The following is an 18,525-nucleotide window of genomic DNA, read 5'->3' as shown; positions in this document are numbered from 1 at the left end:
CGGCCAAATTCGCGGCAGCGAAACCCGACCTGTCGAGCGCCGTCCGCTTAGTGCGCCATCAGCACCGGGCGGTCGGCGTGGAACAGCATGTGCTCGGTGACGCCGCCCAGGATCATCTCGCGGAACCGGCTGTGGCTGTAGCCGCCCATGACGATCAGCCCGGCATTGGCGCGCTGGGCCGCGGCCAGGATGGCGGCGTCGACCGACTGCTTCGGGTCGTCCTCGGCGATCCGGTTCGACGGCGCGCCGTGGCGGCTGAGATAGCGCACCAGCTCGGCCGCGGTGCAGCGGTCCTCGCCCTCGTCCCGGGTGTAGACGCTGACCGCTGTCGCGCCTTCCAGGAAGGGCAGGGCGGCGGCGACGCTGCGCGACGCCTCCTTGCCGCCATCCCAGGCGACCAGGATGCGCTCGGCGAAATCCTCCGCCACCGGTCCCGGCACGATCAGCACCGCCCGGCCGGTCTCGAACAGCGCCGCCTCCAGCACCGCCCGGCTGGCATTCGGGTCCTGGCCCGGGCCGGGCGTCACGATCAGGTCGGCGACGGTGCCGCGGTGGCCGATCACAGCGGTCTCGCCGCCGGTCTCCTCGCGGTACTCCACCTCCGGCCCAGCGCCGGCCTCGGCCGCGGCGGCGTCGAACACGGCGCGGTTGCGGGCGGCGACCTCGTTCGAGGCCTTCTCCGCCCCTTCCAGCAGCATGCTGGTGGCGACCGCCATCTCGGCCCCGGTATAGGCCAGGACCCGCTGCGGATCGGGGCGGAGCGACAGCACCTCGACCGAGGCGTCGAAGCGCCTGGCGACGCGCAGCGCCGCGTCGAGCGCGGCGCGGTCGCCGGCATGGCCGCTGAGGGGGACGAGCAGGTGCTGGATGGTCATGCAGCCTCCGGGGCTTTCAAGTCCATGGGCATTGTCCTCCCAAGGGAACCGCCGATCCAGCGTTTCGGTGCCCCGCATGGCTGCGTCCCGCTTGTACGGGTCAGGCGTCCGCTACCGGCAACGACAGCTTGTGCTTCTTCAGGATCGCGGCCTGCCGCTTCGCCAGGGTGGCCTGGTCGAAATCGGCGATCAGCTCGTTGAACAGGTTGTGCCAGTTCACCCGGGCCTTGAGGTGGATGAAGACCGATCCGAGGCCGAGCGCCGCGCGGTCCATGAACACGAATTCGCGCGGCACCTCGACCCCGCCGACCCGGCGCAGCTCCTTGTGCACCTGCTCGGCGGTCTCGCGGCCGTAGACGCCGCCCTTGGCCTCGCCGATCAGCCGAACCTTGTTCTCCAGGATCGGCCCGTACAGGAAGCTGGCCCAGACGTTCAGCACGTCGGCCAGCTCCTTGGTGATGGTCTTGAAGCCCCAGGTCCTGTAGGCCTCGACCGCCCGGTCGCGGTCGTTGGTCTCGAGCGCCCGGTACAGCTCGATCACCGCGCCGACGAAGCTGGGCGGGAACACCCGGATGCAGCCGAAATCCAGCAGGTTGATCGAATCGTCCGGCCGCACCGTGTAGTTGCCGAGATGCGGGTCGCCGTGGATCACGCCGTAGTAGTACAGCGGCACGTACCAGGCCCGGAACATGTTCAGCGCCAGCTGCGCCCGCTGCTCCTCGCTGCCCTGGACGAAGGTCAGGATCTTCTCGCCGTCCTGCCAGGTGGTGGTCAGGAGCCGCTTGGTCGACAGCTCCGGCACCACCTCGGGCACATGCACGTTCGGCTCCTTCGCCAGCATCTCGGCGTAGAGCTGGGAGTGCCGGGCCTCGAGCGCGTAGTCCAGCTCCTCGCGCAGCCGCTCCGAGATCTCGGCGTGGATCTGCTTGGTCGAGACCGTCTTGTCGTAGCGCTCGAAGATGCCGAGGATCAGCTTCAGCTGCTTCAGGTCGGCCTCGACCGCCGACTGCATGTCCGGATACTGCAGCTTGCAGGCGAGGCGCCGTCCGTCCAGCCCGACCGCCCGGTGCACCTGGCCCAGCGAGGCCGCCGCCGCCGCCTCGTGCTCGAAGCTCTGGAACTTCGACTGCCAGGCCTGGCCCAGCTCGCTCGCCATCCGGCGCTTGACGAAGGGCCAGCCCATCGACGGGGCGTTGGCCTGCAGCTGCTGCAGCTCCTGCGCGTATTCCTTCGGCACCGCCTCGGGGATGGTGGCCAGCATCTGCGCCACCTTCATCAGCGGGCCTTTCAGCCCGCCCAGCGCCGCCCGCAGCTCGTTGGCATGCGCCTCGCGGTCGACCTTGAGGCCGAGATAGCGCTCGCCCGCCACCCGGGCGGCGAGCCCGCCCATGGCGCCGGAGACTCGGGCGTAGCGGCGCAGGCGTCCGCCGAAACTGTTCTCTTCGTCGGCCATGATCCAACCGGGGCAGCGCGGCCGGGCCCGGCCGCCCGACCTATCTAGGGGCAGATCCGCCTTCCGTCACCCCCGGCGGTGTCGCAGCCGGTCCTCGGGCCTGAGTCGGGTTCGTTTCCGTCGCGTTTCCGGCAAAGTCGGAAATCTTGGATCAAGGACAGCAATACTGTCGGTTCCGCGTTGCTTTCTTTCCGGGAAGCTCCCGGTGCGATTGTCCCCGCGGCGAAAGAAGATTACCTATTTGGAGGTGGCCGCGGCGACAGACCGGCGGCCTTTCGGGAGGCATCGATGACGGCAACGGCGCTTGCTTCCGTGAGCCTCGAGGACAAATACACCCTCGACTCCGGCCGCATCTATCTCACCGGCATCCAGGCGCTGGTCCGCCTGCCGCTGATGCAGCGCCGGCGCGACGAAGCGGCCGGGCTGAACACCGCCTGCTTCATCTCCGGCTACCGCGGCTCACCGCTCGGCGGCTACGACCAGGCGCTGTGGGCGGCGCGCAAGTTCCTGCAGAAGCAGAACATCGAGTTCAAGCCCGGGCTGAACGAGGATCTGGGCGCCACCGCGGTCTGGGGCAGCCAGCAGGTCGGGCTGTGGCCCGGCGCGAAATACGACGGCGTGTTCGGCATCTGGTACGGCAAGGGCCCCGGCGTCGACCGCACCGGCGACGTGTTCAAGCACGCCAATTTCGCCGGCACCTCGAAGCATGGCGGCGTGCTGGTCATGGCCGGCGACGACCACGCCTGCAAATCCTCGACCGTGCCGCACCAGTCCGAGCACGCCTTCATCGCCCATATGATGCCGGTGCTGAACCCGACGAACGTCCAGGAGATCCTGGACTACGGCCTCTTCGGCTGGGCGATGAGCCGCTATTCCGGCCTATGGGTCGGCTTCAAGACCATCGCCGAGAATGTCGACAGCTCGGCCTCGGTCTTCGTCGACCCGAACCGGGTCAGGATCGTGCTGCCGGAGGATTTCGTGATGCCGCCCGGCGGGCTGAACATCCGCTGGCCCGACCCGCCGCTGGTGCAGGAGGAGCGGCTGATGCGCGACAAGCTGTACGCCGCGCTCGCCTTCGCCCGCGCCAACAGGCTCGACCACCTGGTCTATGACAGCGGCCGGCACCGCTTCGGCATCGTCACCACCGGCAAGTCTTATCTCGACGTCCGCCAGGCTCTGGATGACCTCGGCATCGACCGGGAGCTCGCGGCCCAGCTCGGCATCTGCATCTACAAGGTCGGCATGCCCTGGCCGCTGGAGCCGACCGGCGTGCGCGCCTTCGCCGAAGGCCTCGACGAGCTGATCGTGGTCGAGGAGAAGCGGGCGCTGATCGAGAACCAGCTGAAGGAGCAGCTGTACAACTGGCATGCCGACAAGCGGCCGGTGATCGTCGGCAAGTTCGACGAGAAGCGCGACTGGATCCTGCCCTCGACCGGCGAGCTGACGCCGGCGCAGATCGCGGTCGCGATCGGCCGGCGCCTTCTGAAGTATCTGGACCATCCCGGCCTGGCCGAGCGGGTCCGCTACCTGGAGGAGCGCGAAGGCCAGAAGAAGATCGTCAAGGCGGCGGTCGACCGGGTGCCCTATTTCTGCTCCGGCTGCCCGCACAACACCTCGACCCGGGTGCCGGAGGGCAGCCGGGCGCTAGCCGGCATCGGCTGCCACTACATGGCAACCTGGATGCCGGACCGGCATGCCGAGACCTTCAGCCAGATGGGCGGCGAAGGCGTCGCCTGGATCGGCCAGGCGCCGTTCACCGAGACCAGGCATGTCTTCGTCAATCTCGGCGACGGCACCTATTTCCATTCCGGCAGCCTGGCCATCCGCGCGGCGCTCGCGGCCGGCGTCAACGTCACCTACAAGATCCTCTACAACGACGCTGTGGCGATGACCGGTGGCCAGCCGGTGGACGGCACCATCACCGTGCCGATGATCGCGGCCCAGCTGCGGGCCGAGGGCGTCCAGACCATGGTCGTGGTCACCGACCGGCCGGAGATCTACGGCGAGCCGGGAACGCAGAGCAAGCTGCTGCCGGCCGGCGTCGGGGTCGAGCACCGCGACCGGCTCGACCACATCCAGCAGCAGCTGCGCGAGACGCCCGGCGTCTCGGTGATGATCTACGACCAGACCTGCGCCGCGGAGAAGCGCCGCCGCCGCAAGCGCGGCACGATGGAGGATCCGGCCCGCCGGGTGTTCATCAACGAGGCGGTGTGCGAGGGCTGCGGCGACTGCTCGAAGGTCTCGAACTGCCTGTCGGTGGTGCCGGTCGAGACCGAGTTCGGCCGCAAGCGCGCGATCGACCAGTCCAGCTGCAACAAGGACTATTCCTGCGTCAACGGTTTCTGCCCGTCCTTCGTCTCTGTCCTGGGCGGCAAGCTGCGCAAGCCGAAGCCGGCCGCGGAGGGCCAGGCAGACCTGTTCCCGACGCTGCCGGAGCCCGAGCTGCCGTCGCTGGAGCAGCCTTACGGCATCAGGATCACCGGCATCGGCGGCACCGGCGTGATCACCATCGGTGCCCTCCTGGGCATGGCCTCGCATCTCGAGGGCAAGGGCGTGTCGGTGCTCGACCAGGCCGGCCTGGCCCAGAAGGGCGGCGCCGTGGTCAGCCATGTCCGCATCGCCCGCAAGCCGGAAGACATCCACGCCGTGCGCATCGCCGCCGGCGGCGCCCGGCTGATGCTGGGCTGCGACCTGGTCGTCGCGGCCTCGGGCGAGGCGCAGTCGAAGATCCATCCCGGCCTGACCCGGCAGGTGGTGAACAGCCACGAGACCATCACCGGCGCCTTCACCCGCAACCCCGATTTCGTCGTTCCCGGCACGTCGATGCTCGAGACCCTGGCGAAGAACGGCGGCGACCCGAAGCTGCTGGACGCGGTCGACGCCACCCGCCTCGCCACCGCGCTCTTGGGCGACAGCATCGCCACCAACCTGTTCATGCTCGGCTACGCCTGGCAGAAGGGGCTGGTGCCGGTGTCGCACGAGGCGCTGGAGCGCGCGATCGAGCTGAACGGCACGGCGGTCGCCATGAACAAGGCCGCCTTCCTGTGGGGCCGCCGCGCCGCCCACGACCTCGCCCGGGTCGAGCGGCTGGCCGCGCCGCCGCAGGAGGAAGGGCACCGGCTGTCGCGCAGCCTGGACGAGGTGATCGCCCGCCGGGTCGAGCAGCTGACCGCCTACCAGGACGCCGCCTACGCAGCGCGCTATGCCGCGCTGGTCGGGAAGGTGCGGGCGGCCGAGGCGAAGCTGGGCCGGGAGGAGCTGACCGAGGCGGTGGCCCGCAACTACTACAAGCTCCTGGCCTACAAGGACGAATACGAGGTCGCCCGGCTCTACACCGACGGCAGCTTCCTGAAGCAGATCGAGGCGCAGTTCGAGGGCGACTACAAGCTGCAGTTCCACCTGGCGCCGCCGGCCTTCGCCGAGAAGGACCCGGACACCGGCCATCTGAAGAAGCGCGCCTTCGGGCCCTGGATGCTGAAGGCGTTCAGGCTGCTGGCGCGGATGAAGCGGCTGCGCGGCACCGCCTTCGACCCGTTCGGCCGCACCGCCGAGCGCCGCGCCGAGCGGCAGCTGATCGCGGATTACGAGGCGGTGGTGGAGGAGCTGCTGGCCCGGCTGGGGCCGGACACCCATGCCGTCTGCGTCGCCATCGCCCGGGTGCCGGAACAGATCCGCGGCTACGGCCACGTCAAGGACGAGAACCGGGACAAGGCCAAGGCGCGCGAGGCCGAGCTGCTGGCCACCCTGCGCACCCCGGCGGCGCCGAAGCTGGCGGCGGAATAAGGGCTCAGTCGGGCGGCGGTGCCGACACGCTGCATTGCACCAGCAGCCGGACCAGCTCCGCCTGCCGGCTGGTGCCGGTCTTCTCGAAGATATGGGCCAGATGGGTCCGGGCGGTGCTGTCCGAGATCGACCGGCGCCTGGCCGCGGCCCGGATGCCGTCGCCGCGGGCGATCTCGACGGCGAAGCCGGCCTCCGCCGCCGTCAGCCCGAACAGCTCCTGCAGCAGGGCGGAGGCGGGCGCCGCGGTGCGGTCCGGATCGACGATGAAGATCGCCACCCGCGGCTGCGGCCGGCGGTCCCCGACCCCCGCCTCGCGGATCGGGATCACGGTCAGGAGCAGCGGGCGGGCGCCGGAGGGGCGCGACACGCGCATCCGGGTGCCGGCGGCGGCGGCGCGGGCCGCGGCATCGAGGCCGGGGGGCGCGGTCCCGGCCGCCGCGGCCATGGCGACGGCGCGCCGCAGCCGGCGGGTCTCTTCCGGCAGCGCCGCGGCGATCCCGGACGGCCCGGCCGACAGCCCGTCGGGGCGGGCGACGAGCGCGCCGGCCCGCCGGTTGAGATAGGCCGGCCGGCCCTCGGCATCGCAGAGGATCAGCCCGAGATCGATCCGGTCGAGCACGGCCATCGCATCGGCGAAGCGAAGGTCGGCGGCGCCCAGCGTCCGGCGGAGCTCCAGCACGCGGGCGAGATGGGGCAGGACCGCCTGCAGCGCCGCGACGTCGCGGTCGGTGAAATCCGGCGCGCCCAGGACCCGGCGGACGGCGACGTAGCTGCCGTGGGTCGGCGTCTGCCGCACCAGCGCCACGATGCCGTAGAAATCGCCGTTGGGCCGGACCACCTGGTTGTAGAAATCCGACCGGATGAAATCACGCTCGGGCTTCAGCTCCAGGCTGCGCACCGCCCGGCCGAGCGGCAGCCTGGCCGCCCATGGCGCCGTCCGCGGGGCGCCCGGGGCCGACATGCGCTGCAGATGGGCCGGGTCCCAGCGCCAGCCGATCATCAGATCCGCCCGCCGTTGCGGCTGGTCCTCGACCAGCAGCGATCCGCGCTGCCCGTCGGCGACGGCGGCGATCGCCTCGACCGCGCCGGGCCAGGCATCCGGCGACGCCGCGGCGTCGTAGATCCGCTGCACGGCCTTGAGGATTGCGTCCGCCCGGTCCATGCCCCCCCGCCTGCCGGAAACGTCACGCTCGCTGTCGGGAATTTTATCACAGTCCGCGGCGTTCCGGTACGCCGGCGGCGGTCAGGCGCCGCCGAGGTGCTCGACCAGGATCCGGGCGCCGACCAGGATCAGGCCGAACCCGCCCAGCACCTCGGCCAGTCGGCCGAGCCGGGCCCCGGCGCCGCGGCCGAGCAGGAAGCCCAGGAGGCACATGCCGAAGGTGACCGCGCCGATGGTCAGGCTCGCCGTCCAGATGTCGATCCGGACGAAGGCGAGGCTGACCCCGACCGCGGTGGCGTCCAGGCTGGTGGCGATGCCGGCCATGGCCAGCGCACCCAGGCTCGACCGCCGGTCCGGCGCCGGGGCCCGCTCCGGCATCATCCCGTGCCAGGCCATGCGGCCGCCGACCAGGCCGAGCAGGACGAATGCGACCCAGTGGTCGATCGCCGCCACCGCCTCGGCGAAGGCGATGCCCAGCGCCCAGCCGAGCAGCGGCATGACCAGCTCGAACCCGCCCAGCACGACGCCGACCCGCATCGCCTCCACCGCCTGGGCGCGCACCGGGATGCGGCGGGCGGAGGCGCCCTTGCCGATCGCTGCGGCGAAGGCGTCCATCGACAGGCTGAGGGCGAGGCCGAGGGTGGTGGCGAGGGGCACGGGGGCGCATCCGGGTGACGGTCGAGGCGCCCCGGATAGCCGCGTGGACTCGATGGGTCAACGGCGCAAGTCTTTGTTCTGGAATGGTTATTTCGGCTTCGCTGGAAAGTGAAGCCGGGGCTGAACCCTGTGCCCGGCGGCTCGTCCCGTCAGCCGTCGAACTGCGCCGTCAGCCAGGCCAGGGCCATCCGCACCGCCGGCAGCTCGAGCCGGCGCGGATCGCACAGCACCCACCATTGCCCCTCCGCCGCGATGCGGACCGGGAAGGGGCGGACCAGCGTGCCGTCGCGGACATGCTGGGAGGACAGGACGTCGCTGACCAGCACCATGCCGCCGCCATGCAGCGCCACATCGATGGCGACGCTGATGTCGGAGAAGTGCATCTGCCGGGCGGCATGCGGCGCCTTCACCCCGGCGGCCTCGAACCAGCGGCGCCATTCGGTGCCGTCGTCCTGGTGCAGCAGCGGCACCTCGCCCAGCGCCGACGGGTCGGGGATCACGCCGCCGCGGTCGCCGAACAGGCGCGGGCTGCAGGCGGGGGACAGCGCCACCTCCGCCAGGATGCGCGACCACTGCCCCGGCCAGGGGCCGCCGCCGAAGGTGACGCCGACATCGACCCCGGCGGTCGCCACCGCGTCGTTGTCCAGCACCCGCACGGTGCAGGCGACGGTCGGATGGGCCCTCACGAACTCCGCCAACCGCGGCGCCAGCCACTTGCTCGCGAACATCGGCGGCGCGCCGATCACCAGCGGCCCGGCCAGCTCGCCGGCGCGGGCGGCCAGCAGGGTCGCTGCGGCGGAGACGGTCTCCAGGCTGTCATGCACGGTGCGATGGAACAGCCGCCCGGCCCCGGTCAGGACGACGCGGCGGCCGCGCCGCTCGAACAGCGGGAAGCCCACCGCCTCCTCCAGCCGGCGCATCTGGTGGCTGACGGCGCTGTCGGTCAGGTGCAGGGCCCGGGCGGCGCGGGAGAAGCTCTCGTGCCGCGCCGCCAGGTCGAAGGTGCGCAGCGGGTCGAGGGGCAGGCGCATGGCATCCGCCTTCATGAATTCAGATCATCTATTTCCTGAGATTTGATCACTTTGTGTCAAGTAGGTGTCACGATAGGGTTGGATGCATCACCGGGCGCGCCAAGACGTCCGGACCATCCGACAGGGGCGAAAGTCATGGGTTGCGCCATTCGAGGCATGCTGATCGCCAGCACCGTCCTGGCGGCCGCCGCGCTGGCGGCGGAGGGCTCGGCCGCGGCGCGGGCGGAGGAGCTGCGGCTGGGGGCGGCCGGGCCGTTCACCGGGCCGGAGGCGTCGTTCGGCGAGCAGATGGCCAGCGGCGCGGAGCTCGCGGTCGCTGACATCAACGCCAGGGGCGGCATCCTCGGCCGCAAGGTCGTGCTGGAGCTGGGCGACGACCAGTGCGACCCGCGCCAGGCGGTCAGCGTCGCCAACGACCTCGCCGGCCGCGAGGTGGCGGCGGTGGTCGGGCATTTCTGCTCCTCCTCCTCGATCCCGGCCGCGGCCGTCTATCACGACAGCGGCATCCCGATGGTGACGCCGGCGTCGACCAACCCGGCCCTGACCGACGAGGCGGCGGCCAAGGGCTGGCAGGAGGTCTTCCGGGTCTGCGGCCGCGACGACGCCCAGGGCGCGGTGTCCGGCCGCTACCTGGCCGCCCACTTCAAGAAGGTCGCGATCGTCCATGACCGCTCCGCCTTCGGCACCGGCGTGGCCGGGGAGACGCGCAAGGCGATGAACGCCGCCGGCCTGAAGGAGGTGCTGATCGAGAGCATCAACCAGGGCGAGCGCGACTTCTCCGCCGTGGTCAGCAAGCTCAAGGACGCCGGGGTCGAGGCGGTCTATTACGGCGGCTACCAGACCGAGGCCGGCCTCCTGATCCGCCAGTCGCGCGACCAGGGGCTGGCCGCCGTCTTCGTCGCCAGCGACGGCATCCTGGCCGACGATTTCTGGGCGATCGCCGGCACCGCGGCCGAGGGCACGCTGATGACCCATCCGCCCGACCCGCGCGGCAGCGCCGCCGGCAAGGCCGTGGTCGAGGCGCTGAAGGCGAAGGGCAAGAGCCCGGACGGCTTCGCCCTCTACAGCTACGCCGCCTTCCAGGTGCTGGCCCAGGCGGCGGAGGCCGCGGGCAGCGCCGAGCCGGAGGCGATCGTCAAGGCGCTGCGCGGCGGCAAGCCGTTCGACACCGTGATCGGCCCGATCCGCTTCGACGCCAAGGGCGACGTCGTCGACCCGTCCTACGTCATGTACGCCTGGCGCGGCGGCACCTATGCCGAGCTGGACTGACCGGCCCATCCCGAAACCGGAGCACACCATGTCCGAACCGACCGATCCCGGCCTGATGCCGCCCGGCCTCGTGGTCAACACGATGAAGGGCGATCCCGGCGAGCACCGCGCCGGCAGCTGGCTCGAATGGGACGGGAAGTGGGAGGGGCTGCAGGCGGCGCTGCTGGGCATCCCCTTCGACGGCGCCTCGGTGGTCCGCACCGGGTCGCGCCACGGTCCGGATTCGGTGCGCCGGTCGATGATGTACTACACCACCTACAGCAGCGGCGACGGCCGGGCGATGACGGGATTCCGCGCCGCCGATGTCGGCGACGTGCCGACCGTGGTCACCGACCTGCCGGGCAGCCACGACCGGATCAGCGCCGCGGTCGCCGCCATCGCCGGCCGCGGCATCGTGCCGGTGGCGATCGGCGGCGACCATTCGATCTCCTTCCCGATCATCCGCGGCGTGGTGCGGGCGCTCGGGCCCGGCAAGCGGCTGGGCGTGATCCATTTCGACGCTCATCACGACCTGCGCAAGGCGCATCTCGGCGCCGAATCCAGCGGCGTGCCGTTCCGCAAGTCGCTGGAGCTGCTGGACGGGGCGCTGTCCGGCCGCAACCTGGTGCAGATCGGCATGGCGGAGTTCGCCAACTCGCCGCAGCTCGCCGGCTATGCTGCGGAGCAGGGGGTGACCGTGATCCCGGCGCTGGAGGTCCGCCGCCGCGGCATGGCGGCGGTGGTGGAGCAGGCGCTGGCCCTGGCGACCGACGGGGTGGATGCGCTCTACGTCTCGGTCGACATCGACTGCATCGACCAGAGCCAGGCGCCCGGCACCGCGGCGCCCAACCCGGGCGGGCTGGATGCGCGCGACGTGCAGGACGCGCTGCGCCGGATCGGCAGCCATCCGAAGACGGTGGGATTCGACCTGGTCGAGATCTCGCCGCCCTTCGATCATGACGACATCACCGGCCGGACCGGCGCCGCCCTGGTGCTCAACCTGCTGTTCGGCCTGGCCGGCCGGGCCGGCTGAGGTCGCCGGTCAGCTGAAGAACAGCCAGATCAGAATCAGGATCGGGATCGGAATCCCGAGCAGCCAGAGCAGGATGTACGGCACGCGGCGCCTCCGGTTCGTTCGGCCGCACGCGGGCGGCCTCTACGATCCGGAACGGCGGCTCTGCGTCTCCGGTTCCCCTGCCGGCCGCGGCTCGGGCATCGCCGGCAGGCCGTCCAGCAGCACGCCGATCGCGGCATCGGCCACGGGCGTCCGGCGGTCGCGGGCGTAGAGGCCGTACTGGGCGGCCAGCGGCCCCGGCACCCCGGCGGACGGCTTCAGCACGCGCATGCCGCCCGCGCGGACGGCTTCGGGCGGCAGCAGCCCGACGCCCAGCCCGTTCTCGACCGCCGCCTGCAGGGCGGTGACGCTCTGGCTCGTGAAGGTGACCCGGTGCTCCCGGCCGGTCGCGGCCAGCGCCTCGATCATGCGCCGGCGCCACAGGCAGGGCGCGGTGAACGCGACGAGGTCGAGGGGCCGCTCCGGATCCGGGGCGCAGTCGGGCGCGCACACCCATTGCAGCTCGACGGTCCAGGTGGCCAGGGCGTCGGCCGTCACCACCGAGGTCGGGCCCAGCATGATGTCCAGCCCGTCCTCGCCCCACAGCCGCCCCAGCGCCACGCTGTGCTCGACCACCACGTCGAGGCGGATGTCGGGATAGGCTCGGTGCAGCCGCCCCAGCGCGGCCGGAAGCGCCGCGGAGGCCAGCTCCTCGGCCAGGCCGATGCGGACGCCGCCGCTGATCTCCTTCTGCTGCAGCCGGGCCACGGCCTCGTCGCCGAGGGCCAGGATGCGGGTGGCGTATCCCAGGAAGATCTCGCCCTCGGCGGTCGGCACGACGCCGCGGCCGGTGCGCTGGAACAGGTGCCGCTGCACCAGGCCTTCCAGCCGGCGCATCTGCATGCTCAGCGCCGACTGGGTCCGGCCGGTCTGCGCCGCGACCTTGCTCAGGCTGCCCTGCCGGCAGACCGCCACATAGGTGCGGAGGAGGTCGAGGCCGATCTGCTCGGATATCATTTTCGATGAACTCTGATGTTCATGGTATCAGCCTACAACCATGTCCCGCCCCACGCCATCTCCCGGGCATCAGCAGCGCAGGACAGGGGCGAACCCCATGAAAGCGATCCGTGTTCACCGCCACGGCGGGCCCGAGGTGCTGGCCTATGAGGAGGTCGATATCGGCCGGCCCGGGCCCGGCGAGGTCCGGGTCCGCAACCGCGCGGTCGGCCTCAACTTCGTCGACACCTATTTCCGCACCGGCGCCTATGCGCCGCCCGCCCTCCCGTTCACGCCCGGCAACGAGGGCGCCGGCGAGGTGGTCGAGGTCGGCGCGGGCGTGGAGGGCTTCGCGCCGGGCGACCGGGTGGCCTATGTCGGGACGCTCGGCGCCTATGCCGAGGAGCGCATCGTGCCGGCCCATTTCCTTGTGCGCCTGCCGGACGCCATCGGTTTCGAGACCGGCGCCGCGATGATGCTGAAGGGCCTGACGGCGCAGTTCCTGCTGCGCCGCACCTTCCGCGTCGGGGCGGGCCACACCGTCCTCATGCATGCGGCAGCGGGCGGCGTCGGCCTGATCCTGACGCAATGGGCGAAGCATCTAGGCGCCACCGTCATCGGCACGGTGGGCTCGCCCGAGAAGGCCGTGCTGGCACGCCGGAACGGCTGCGACCACGTCATCGAGTACCGCCGGGAGGATTTCGCCGCGCGGGTGCGGGAGATCACGGGCGGCGAGGGCTGCGACGTCGTCTATGACGGCATCGGCCGCGCCACCTTCCCGGCCTCGCTCGACTGCCTGCGGCCCTTCGGCACCTTCGTCAGCTTCGGCGCGGCGTCGGGGCCGATCGAGCCGTTCGACATCATGCTCCTGATGCGGAAGGGCTCGCTCTTCGCCACCTGGCAGCTGCTGTTCCAGCACCTTGCGAAGCGCGAGGACGTGCTGGCCATGAGCAAGGATCTCTTCGGGGTGGTGGCGACCGGCGCGGTGACGGTCCCGGTCCATGCCCGCCTGCCCCTCGCCGAGGCGGCCGAGGCGCATCGCCGGCTCGAGGCGCGGCAGACCACCGGCGCGACCGTGCTGCTGCCGTAGGGGCGCGCTAACGGCCGGACTGGAGGGCCCGCTCCCGCAGCTCCTCCGCCTCCCGCGCCTCGCGCTCGCGGTTGAGGTAATCCTCGAGCGTCCGGCCGGAGACCGGCTCGAACCGCTCCTCCAGCGTCTCCAGCGTGTCGATCCGGTCGAGGCGGAAGCTGCGGAAATCCTGGCGCAGCTCGCACCAGGCGGTGGCGGTCCAGCGGTTGCCCCAGAAGAACAGGCCGAGCGGCTGCACGATCCGCTCGCTGGTCGCCTCCGGCGCGCTGTAGTGCAGCCGCAGCTTGCGCCGCTCGGCGATGGCGAGGCGGATCGGCTCCATCAGCTCCAGCGGATAGGGCCGGCGGCCGGGAGCATGGATCGGCACTTCGTCGAGCGAGGCGGCGCTGGCCTCCGGAAGCACGCCGGAGATCTTGCGCGCGGCGCTGCCGGCGGCACGGGCCAGGGCCGGGTCGGTCCAGGCCGCGACCATGCGGGCGCCCAGGCTCAGCGCCAGCAGCTCCTCGGCGGTGAACTGCACCGGCGGCGGCTCGAAGCCGCGGCGCAGCCGGTAGCCGACCCCGGCCTCGCCGTCGATCGGCGCGCCGCTGGCCAGCAGGTCGGCCATGTCGCGATAGACCGTGCGCTCCGACACCTCGAGCGCCTCGGACAGCTGCTGCGCCGTGACCAAGGTGCGGCCGCGCATCAGCAGCAGGATCTGGATCAGGCGGTCGGCTCGGCGCATCGGCAGATTGCCTGCCGACGGGGCAGGCGGGAGGGTCAGAGGGAACGGCTCCTGAAGTGATAGAGCCGAACGCTCGGCCCGTCGATGGCCTGCATGAAGCGGTCGAAGCCGGGCAGGGCGGGCGCCGCCGTCGCGGCCGCCTCGGCGCTGGCCAGGTCGCGCCAGCGCACGATGTCGCCGAACAGCCCGTCGGCGCCGATGCCGAAGCTGCGGTCGATATAGCCGTCGAGCCCCGCCAAGGCCGCGCGGCTGCCCTCCGCCGCCCCGACCACGGTCTCGACCGCGATGCCCGGCCGGGCCCGGAACAGCACGACCTCGGTGACGAAGGCCATCGGTGTCTCTCCATCCGTGAGGCCCTGGACGGGCCGTCGATGGAGGCACGATACGACACCCCTCCTGACAGCATTCTGTCAGGAGGGGTGGGGCGCCCGTCAGACGTTCAGCTTGCGCACCGACTGGCGGAACTGGGCGCGGGCGGAGTCGATCGCCTTGCGGGCCTTGTCCAGGCCGGCGCCGACCTGCTCCAGCTCGCTCTCGCTGTCGTTCAGCTTGCCGAGATAGCGCTGGAACAGGTCGCTGTCCTTCGGCACCGCGCCGATGTTCTCGCGCAGCCGCGCCTGCTCCTGGCCGATCTCCGCCTGGCGCTGCTCCAGCCGCTCGGCCTCGGCCTCGCGGTCGCGGATCACCGCGAGCTGGCCGGCCAGCTCCGTCATCGCCTGGCGCACCTTGGCCGGCAGGCTGCGGTCCTCGGCCCAGGCGGCGATCTGGTCGTCGGCGTCCTCGGCCAGGTCGATGGTCTGGGACAGCGGCTGCTCTTGCGTCACTGTCACCGTCTCGGTCCTGCCGGCCGGCACCGCCTGGCGGATGCGGTACTGGCCGGCGACGATCTCGACCTTCCCCTCGGCAGGCTCGGTCAGGGTCCAGCCCTCGTAGCGCGGCGTCTGCAGCAGCACCGTGCGGTTCTCGCCGGCGACGCCGGTGACGGCATAGGTGACGCTGGCGCGCTGGGTGGTGGTCAGCTCCAGCACGCCGTCGACGATGCGGGCGCGGGCCAGGGTGTCGTCCCGCCTGTCCTCGCGGTCGACCGTCACCTTCTGGTCGACGGCGAAGCTGACCAGCCGGGCCTCGCCGGCCGGCAGCGCGCCCAGCCGGGCGTCGCCGACATAGGCGACGGCACCGTCGGCGCCGCGCTCATAGAGGGTCAGCACGCCGGGCGGCAGGCCGGTCTGGCCGTCATTCCTCAGGTCGACCGCGGCCAGGGGGTGCTTCGGCTCGGTCTCCGGCAGGTACAGGTCGATCCGGCCGGCCGGGATCTCGCGGTCGATGATCGGCACCAGCAGCGAATGGCCGGCGGCGACGGTCACCGGCTCGGGCAGGCGGAAGGTGACCTGGGTCGCGGTCTCGCCGGACTCGGCGGCGGTGACCTGCGCGTATTGCTGCCGCGCCTCCTCGTCCTGCGCGATCGCCGCCTCGGCGGCCGGGGCGGCCATCATCGCCATCGGCGCCGGCGGGGCGGCGGCGCCGGCTGCCGCCCGGGCACGGCCCGGGCCGGCCCCGTCGGCGTCGCGGGCGCGCTCGTCGACCGGCGGCAGCACCCGGCCCAGCACCTCCACCGGCACCTCGGGCCGGGCGACGGTGTAGCTCTGGTACAGCGCCTGGCGGAAGGTGACGGGGTTGCCGGACACGACGGTCAGGTCGACGCCCTGCCAGTCGGTGCCGCTCATGTTCTCCAGCACCGCCCAGCCCTGCAGCCCGGCCTTGTCCGCCTTCGGGTCGGCGGCCAGGGTCAGGCGGTAGCTGGTCTTCCACAAGGGCGCCGCGACGACATAGCCGACGCGCAGCGTGCGCTCGCCGTCGCCGGTGGCGCGGATCGCCAGCGTGCGCCGGTCCTTGGCCGAATCGCGGGCCAGGGCGGCCAGCGCCGCGTCCAGCTTGGCCTGCAGCGCCGGGTCGGCGAATTGCAGCCCGTCCGCCTCCTCCAGCAGGAACTGGCGCACCCCGCCCGCGGTCATCAGGCTGACCCGGTGGCGGGTGATCTGCGCGCCGTCCTTGTCCTTCGACGTCTCCGCCACGACCGACAGGATGCGGCCGGAGACGCCGCGGGCGCCTTCGACCCGGACCTCGGCCCCGCGCAGCGCGTTCAGGAGGTCGGCGGGGGAGGACAGCGCCTCCGGCCCGAACGGCATCTCGCGGAAGGCGGCGGCCAGCGGCTCGCGCCCGGGCCGGCTGATCTCGCCGATGCCGCCCCTGTCGTCATAGACGACGATGCTCTTCATCACGTCGTCGACCTGGTCCAGCGGCACGGCCAAGTCCAGGGTCTCGTTGCCGGTGACCCTGGCCTCGTACTCGAAATAGCCGACGCCGCCGGTCGACAGCAGCACGCGCTTGAGCGCCAGCGGCTCGGCGGCGAAGGCCGGCAGGGCCAGGAACGCCACGGCCGCGGCGGCCGGCAAGGCGAGGCGGATCGGTGTCATGCGGGTCCCCCTTCAGGATCGGTCGCAGACCCGACCATGCCGGCCGATCGTGGCGGCGCCGCGGCCATGTGGGGCCGAGCATGGCGGAAAGACGTCCGCCATGCCCGGGCGATCGGTCAATCGAACGGCCAGCCGTCGTTGTCGTTGTAGTTGCGGCGGCCGCGCCAGCCGCCGCCGGTGCAGTCGGCAGTGTCGGTGCCGTCGGTGCAGCGGTTGGTGCCGCCGTAGCGGCCTTCGTCGCAGACGCCGTTATAGGCGCGGCGGCAGCTGTTCGGGCCGTGGTCGCGGTCGCGGCTGGCATAGCCGCGGCAGTCGGCGGTGTCGGTGCCGTCGTCGCAGCGATTGGTGCCGCCGTAGCGGCCTTCGTCGCAGACGCCGTTATAGGCGCGGCGGCAGCTGTTGGCGCGGTCGTTCCGGTCGCCGCGATAGCGGTTGTCGATCCGGGTGTAGCCGCCGTCGCCGTAATAGCCGCCGTCGCTATAGTAGCCGTCGTTGTAGGAGCCGTTGCCGTAGTAGCCGTCCTGCGGGACGCAGGCGATGGCGCCGACGGCGGCGACTGTCAGGGCAAGGGTGCGCAGGAAGGTGGACAAGGGGTGGTTCCTCGAAGGCGTTTCTGGCCGGCCGCAATCTCTTGCGGGGCGGTGGGGAATCAAGGCGCGACACCCCGTCCGGGTTCCGTTGTTTCAGGTGGAAGGATCGTGGACAGCGGGCGGGGGCGTAGGGCATGGTCGGACGTTGCGTCGCCGCGGGGAAAAACTTGCGGATCCATCGCCGGGAACGCGAAGGGAGAACGATCCATGCGGATAGTGGTGTTGCGGGAGCGGCGGGACGGGGAGCGCCGTGTGGCGGCGACGGCGGACAGCGTGAAGAAGCTGGTGGGTCTGGGGGCGACGGTCGTTGTGGAGGCCGGGGCCGGGCTGGGCAGTGCCGTGACGGACGAGGCGTACCGCGCGGCGGGGGTGGAGGTGGCGCCGGATGCGGCGGCGGCTCTCGCGGGCGCCGATGTGGTGCTGAAGGTGCGGCGGCCCTTGCGGGCCGGGCAGGGCGAGGTGGACGAGCTGTCCCTGATCCCGCGGGGGGCGGCGCTGATCGGGGTGCTGGAGCCCTATGACGACGCGGAGAGCCTGTCGGCCTATGCCGAGGCGGGGATCGAGAGCTTCGCCCTGGAGCTGGTGCCGCGGATCACGCGGGCGCGGGCGGTGGGCGTGCTGTCGGGCGAGGCGAACCTGGCGGGGTACCGGGGGGTGCTGGAGGGGGCGTCGGTGGTCGGCCGGGCGTTCCCGAGGATGATGACGGCGGCGGGCACGGTGCCGCCGGCGCGGGTGCTGGTGATGGGGGCCGGCGTGGCCGGGCTGCAGGCGATCGCGACGGCGCGGCGCCTCGGGGCCGTGGTCTCTGCCACCGATGTGCGTCCGGCGGCGAAGGAGCAGGTGCAGTCGTTGGGCGCCAGCGTCGTGGCGGTGGAGGACGAGGAGTTCAAGGCGGCGGAGACTTCGGGCGGCTACGCCAAGGAGATGTCGGCGGAGTACCGGGCCAAGCAGGCGGCGCTGATCGCCGAGACGGTGAAGAAGCAGGACATCGTGATCTGCACCGCGCTGATCCCGGGGAAGAAGGCGCCGGTGCTTATGGACGAGGCGATGGTGCGGTCGATGAAGCCGGGGTCGGTGATCGTGGACCTGGCGGCGGAGCGGGGCGGCAACTGCGCCCTGACCCGGCCGGGCGAGGTGGTCGAGGACCAGGGCGTGACCATCGTCGGGCACAGGAACGTGCCGGGCCGGATCGCGACCGACGCCTCGGCGCTCTACGCCCGCAACCTGGTGGCCTTCCTGACGCCGCTGATCGACAAGGAGAGCAAGGCGCTGAAGGTGGACGGCTCTGACGAGATCGTGGCGGCGACGCGGCTGACCGCGGGGGGCCGTGTGGTGCATCCGGGCTTCGGCGGCCGGGCCGAGCAGGCGGCGTAGGGGAGAGCGGGATC

At 71.8% G+C, this 18,525-nt stretch carries 15 protein-coding genes; 5 read left to right on the top strand and 10 right to left on the bottom strand.

Annotation, left to right across the window (positions count from 1 at the left end):
- Positions 1-47: 47 nt before the first annotated feature.
- Both LG391_RS15545 and LG391_RS15540 read right to left on the bottom strand, forming a co-directional pair.
- The gene (locus LG391_RS15545) at positions 48-875 is read right to left on the bottom strand and encodes a universal stress protein (protein ID WP_225768901.1); all 828 of its coding nucleotides are present in this window, start codon (positions 873-875) and stop codon (positions 48-50) included.
- A 100-nt stretch (positions 876-975) separates the two neighbouring features.
- Complete coding sequence (locus tag LG391_RS15540; RefSeq protein ID WP_225768900.1) at positions 976-2,328, bottom strand: AarF/ABC1/UbiB kinase family protein; 1,353 nt, start codon at positions 2,326-2,328, stop codon at positions 976-978.
- A gap of 288 nt (positions 2,329-2,616) precedes the next feature.
- Between LG391_RS15540 and LG391_RS15535 the strand changes: the two genes are divergently transcribed.
- Entirely contained in the window at positions 2,617-6,111 is a 3,495-nt protein-coding gene (locus tag LG391_RS15535) for an indolepyruvate ferredoxin oxidoreductase family protein (protein ID WP_225768899.1), read from the top strand.
- A 4-nt stretch (positions 6,112-6,115) separates the two neighbouring features.
- Here the strand turns inward: LG391_RS15535 and LG391_RS15530 are convergent, their stop codons facing one another.
- The 3 genes from LG391_RS15530 to LG391_RS15520 all read right to left on the bottom strand — a co-directional run bounded on the left by LG391_RS15530 (position 6,116) and on the right by LG391_RS15520 (position 8,976).
- The gene (locus tag LG391_RS15530) at positions 6,116-7,273 is read right to left on the bottom strand and encodes a hypothetical protein (RefSeq protein ID WP_225768898.1); all 1,158 of its coding nucleotides are present in this window, start codon (positions 7,271-7,273) and stop codon (positions 6,116-6,118) included.
- 81 nt (positions 7,274-7,354) lie between these two features.
- Positions 7,355-7,888: a manganese efflux pump MntP family protein gene (locus tag LG391_RS15525; RefSeq protein WP_225769362.1), complete on the bottom strand. Its 534-nt coding sequence runs from the start codon at positions 7,886-7,888 to the stop codon at positions 7,355-7,357.
- Between the two features lie 191 nt (positions 7,889-8,079).
- A complete protein-coding gene (locus LG391_RS15520) occupies positions 8,080-8,976 on the bottom strand; it encodes a LysR substrate-binding domain-containing protein (protein ID WP_225768897.1) in 897 nt (298 codons plus the stop codon).
- A gap of 141 nt (positions 8,977-9,117) precedes the next feature.
- Between LG391_RS15520 and LG391_RS15515 the strand changes: the two genes are divergently transcribed.
- Entirely contained in the window at positions 9,118-10,230 is a 1,113-nt protein-coding gene (locus LG391_RS15515) for a branched-chain amino acid ABC transporter substrate-binding protein (RefSeq protein WP_225768896.1), read from the top strand.
- Between the two features lie 28 nt (positions 10,231-10,258).
- Entirely contained in the window at positions 10,259-11,242 is a 984-nt protein-coding gene (locus LG391_RS15510; RefSeq protein ID WP_225768895.1) for an agmatinase family protein, read from the top strand.
- 123 nt (positions 11,243-11,365) lie between these two features.
- On the opposite strand, the gene LG391_RS15505 is transcribed toward LG391_RS15510, so the two are convergent.
- Positions 11,366-12,280: a LysR substrate-binding domain-containing protein gene (locus LG391_RS15505; protein WP_225768894.1), complete on the bottom strand. Its 915-nt coding sequence runs from the start codon at positions 12,278-12,280 to the stop codon at positions 11,366-11,368.
- Between the two features lie 97 nt (positions 12,281-12,377).
- On the opposite strand from LG391_RS15505, the gene LG391_RS15500 reads away from it, so the two are divergent.
- On the top strand, positions 12,378-13,349 hold the full coding sequence (locus LG391_RS15500) for a quinone oxidoreductase (RefSeq protein ID WP_225768893.1): 972 nt from the start codon (positions 12,378-12,380) through the stop codon (positions 13,347-13,349).
- A 7-nt stretch (positions 13,350-13,356) separates the two neighbouring features.
- On the opposite strand, the gene LG391_RS15495 is transcribed toward LG391_RS15500, so the two are convergent.
- From LG391_RS15495 to LG391_RS15480, 4 genes are all read right to left on the bottom strand, one after another.
- On the bottom strand, positions 13,357-14,073 hold the full coding sequence (locus LG391_RS15495; RefSeq protein WP_225768892.1) for a YafY family protein: 717 nt from the start codon (positions 14,071-14,073) through the stop codon (positions 13,357-13,359).
- A gap of 35 nt (positions 14,074-14,108) precedes the next feature.
- Positions 14,109-14,405, bottom strand: coding sequence for a hypothetical protein (locus tag LG391_RS15490; protein WP_225768891.1), 297 nt, complete (start codon positions 14,403-14,405; stop codon positions 14,109-14,111).
- A gap of 99 nt (positions 14,406-14,504) precedes the next feature.
- Positions 14,505-16,547 (bottom strand): DUF4139 domain-containing protein, encoded by a 2,043-nt coding sequence (locus LG391_RS15485; RefSeq protein ID WP_225768890.1) that lies wholly within the window; start codon positions 16,545-16,547, stop codon positions 14,505-14,507.
- Positions 16,548-16,663: 116 nt separating this feature from the next.
- Positions 16,664-17,137 carry a hypothetical protein gene (locus tag LG391_RS15480; RefSeq protein WP_225768889.1) on the bottom strand — a complete coding sequence of 158 codons (474 nt, stop codon included), beginning with the start codon at positions 17,135-17,137 and terminating at the stop codon, positions 16,664-16,666.
- 207 nt (positions 17,138-17,344) lie between these two features.
- On the opposite strand from LG391_RS15480, the gene LG391_RS15475 reads away from it, so the two are divergent.
- Positions 17,345-18,511 carry a Re/Si-specific NAD(P)(+) transhydrogenase subunit alpha gene (locus LG391_RS15475; protein ID WP_225768888.1) on the top strand — a complete coding sequence of 389 codons (1,167 nt, stop codon included), beginning with the start codon at positions 17,345-17,347 and terminating at the stop codon, positions 18,509-18,511.
- Positions 18,512-18,525 lie beyond the last annotated feature (14 nt).

It is taken from the genome of Inquilinus sp. Marseille-Q2685, from assembly GCF_916619195.1.
GTDB lineage: Bacteria > Pseudomonadota > Alphaproteobacteria > DSM-16000 > Inquilinaceae > Inquilinus.
The sequence above is the reverse complement of the archived record's forward strand: the minus strand, read 5'-3'. Positions and strand labels throughout refer to the sequence as shown.

What these genes read in the sequence shown, in the direction of transcription:
- LG391_RS15545 (WP_225768901.1), bottom strand. Translation starts at nt 875, where the DNA reads ATGACCATCCAGCACCTGCTCGTCCCCCTCAGCGGCCATGCCGGCGAC.
- LG391_RS15535 (WP_225768899.1), top strand. Translation starts at nt 2,617, where the DNA reads ATGACGGCAACGGCGCTTGCTTCCGTGAGCCTCGAGGACAAATACACC.
- LG391_RS15490 (WP_225768891.1), bottom strand. Translation starts at nt 14,405, where the DNA reads ATGGCCTTCGTCACCGAGGTCGTGCTGTTCCGGGCCCGGCCGGGCATC.
- LG391_RS15530 (WP_225768898.1), bottom strand. Translation starts at nt 7,273, where the DNA reads ATGGACCGGGCGGACGCAATCCTCAAGGCCGTGCAGCGGATCTACGAC.
- LG391_RS15505 (WP_225768894.1), bottom strand. Translation starts at nt 12,280, where the DNA reads ATGATATCCGAGCAGATCGGCCTCGACCTCCTCCGCACCTATGTGGCG.
- LG391_RS15520 (WP_225768897.1), bottom strand. Translation starts at nt 8,976, where the DNA reads ATGAAGGCGGATGCCATGCGCCTGCCCCTCGACCCGCTGCGCACCTTC.
- LG391_RS15540 (WP_225768900.1), bottom strand. Translation starts at nt 2,328, where the DNA reads ATGGCCGACGAAGAGAACAGTTTCGGCGGACGCCTGCGCCGCTACGCC.
- LG391_RS15515 (WP_225768896.1), top strand. Translation starts at nt 9,118, where the DNA reads ATGCTGATCGCCAGCACCGTCCTGGCGGCCGCCGCGCTGGCGGCGGAG.
- LG391_RS15500 (WP_225768893.1), top strand. Translation starts at nt 12,378, where the DNA reads ATGAAAGCGATCCGTGTTCACCGCCACGGCGGGCCCGAGGTGCTGGCC.
- LG391_RS15495 (WP_225768892.1), bottom strand. Translation starts at nt 14,073, where the DNA reads ATGCGCCGAGCCGACCGCCTGATCCAGATCCTGCTGCTGATGCGCGGC.
- LG391_RS15525 (WP_225769362.1), bottom strand. Translation starts at nt 7,888, where the DNA reads ATGGACGCCTTCGCCGCAGCGATCGGCAAGGGCGCCTCCGCCCGCCGC.
- LG391_RS15475 (WP_225768888.1), top strand. Translation starts at nt 17,345, where the DNA reads ATGCGGATAGTGGTGTTGCGGGAGCGGCGGGACGGGGAGCGCCGTGTG.
- LG391_RS15510 (WP_225768895.1), top strand. Translation starts at nt 10,259, where the DNA reads ATGTCCGAACCGACCGATCCCGGCCTGATGCCGCCCGGCCTCGTGGTC.
- LG391_RS15485 (WP_225768890.1), bottom strand. Translation starts at nt 16,547, where the DNA reads ATGACACCGATCCGCCTCGCCTTGCCGGCCGCCGCGGCCGTGGCGTTC.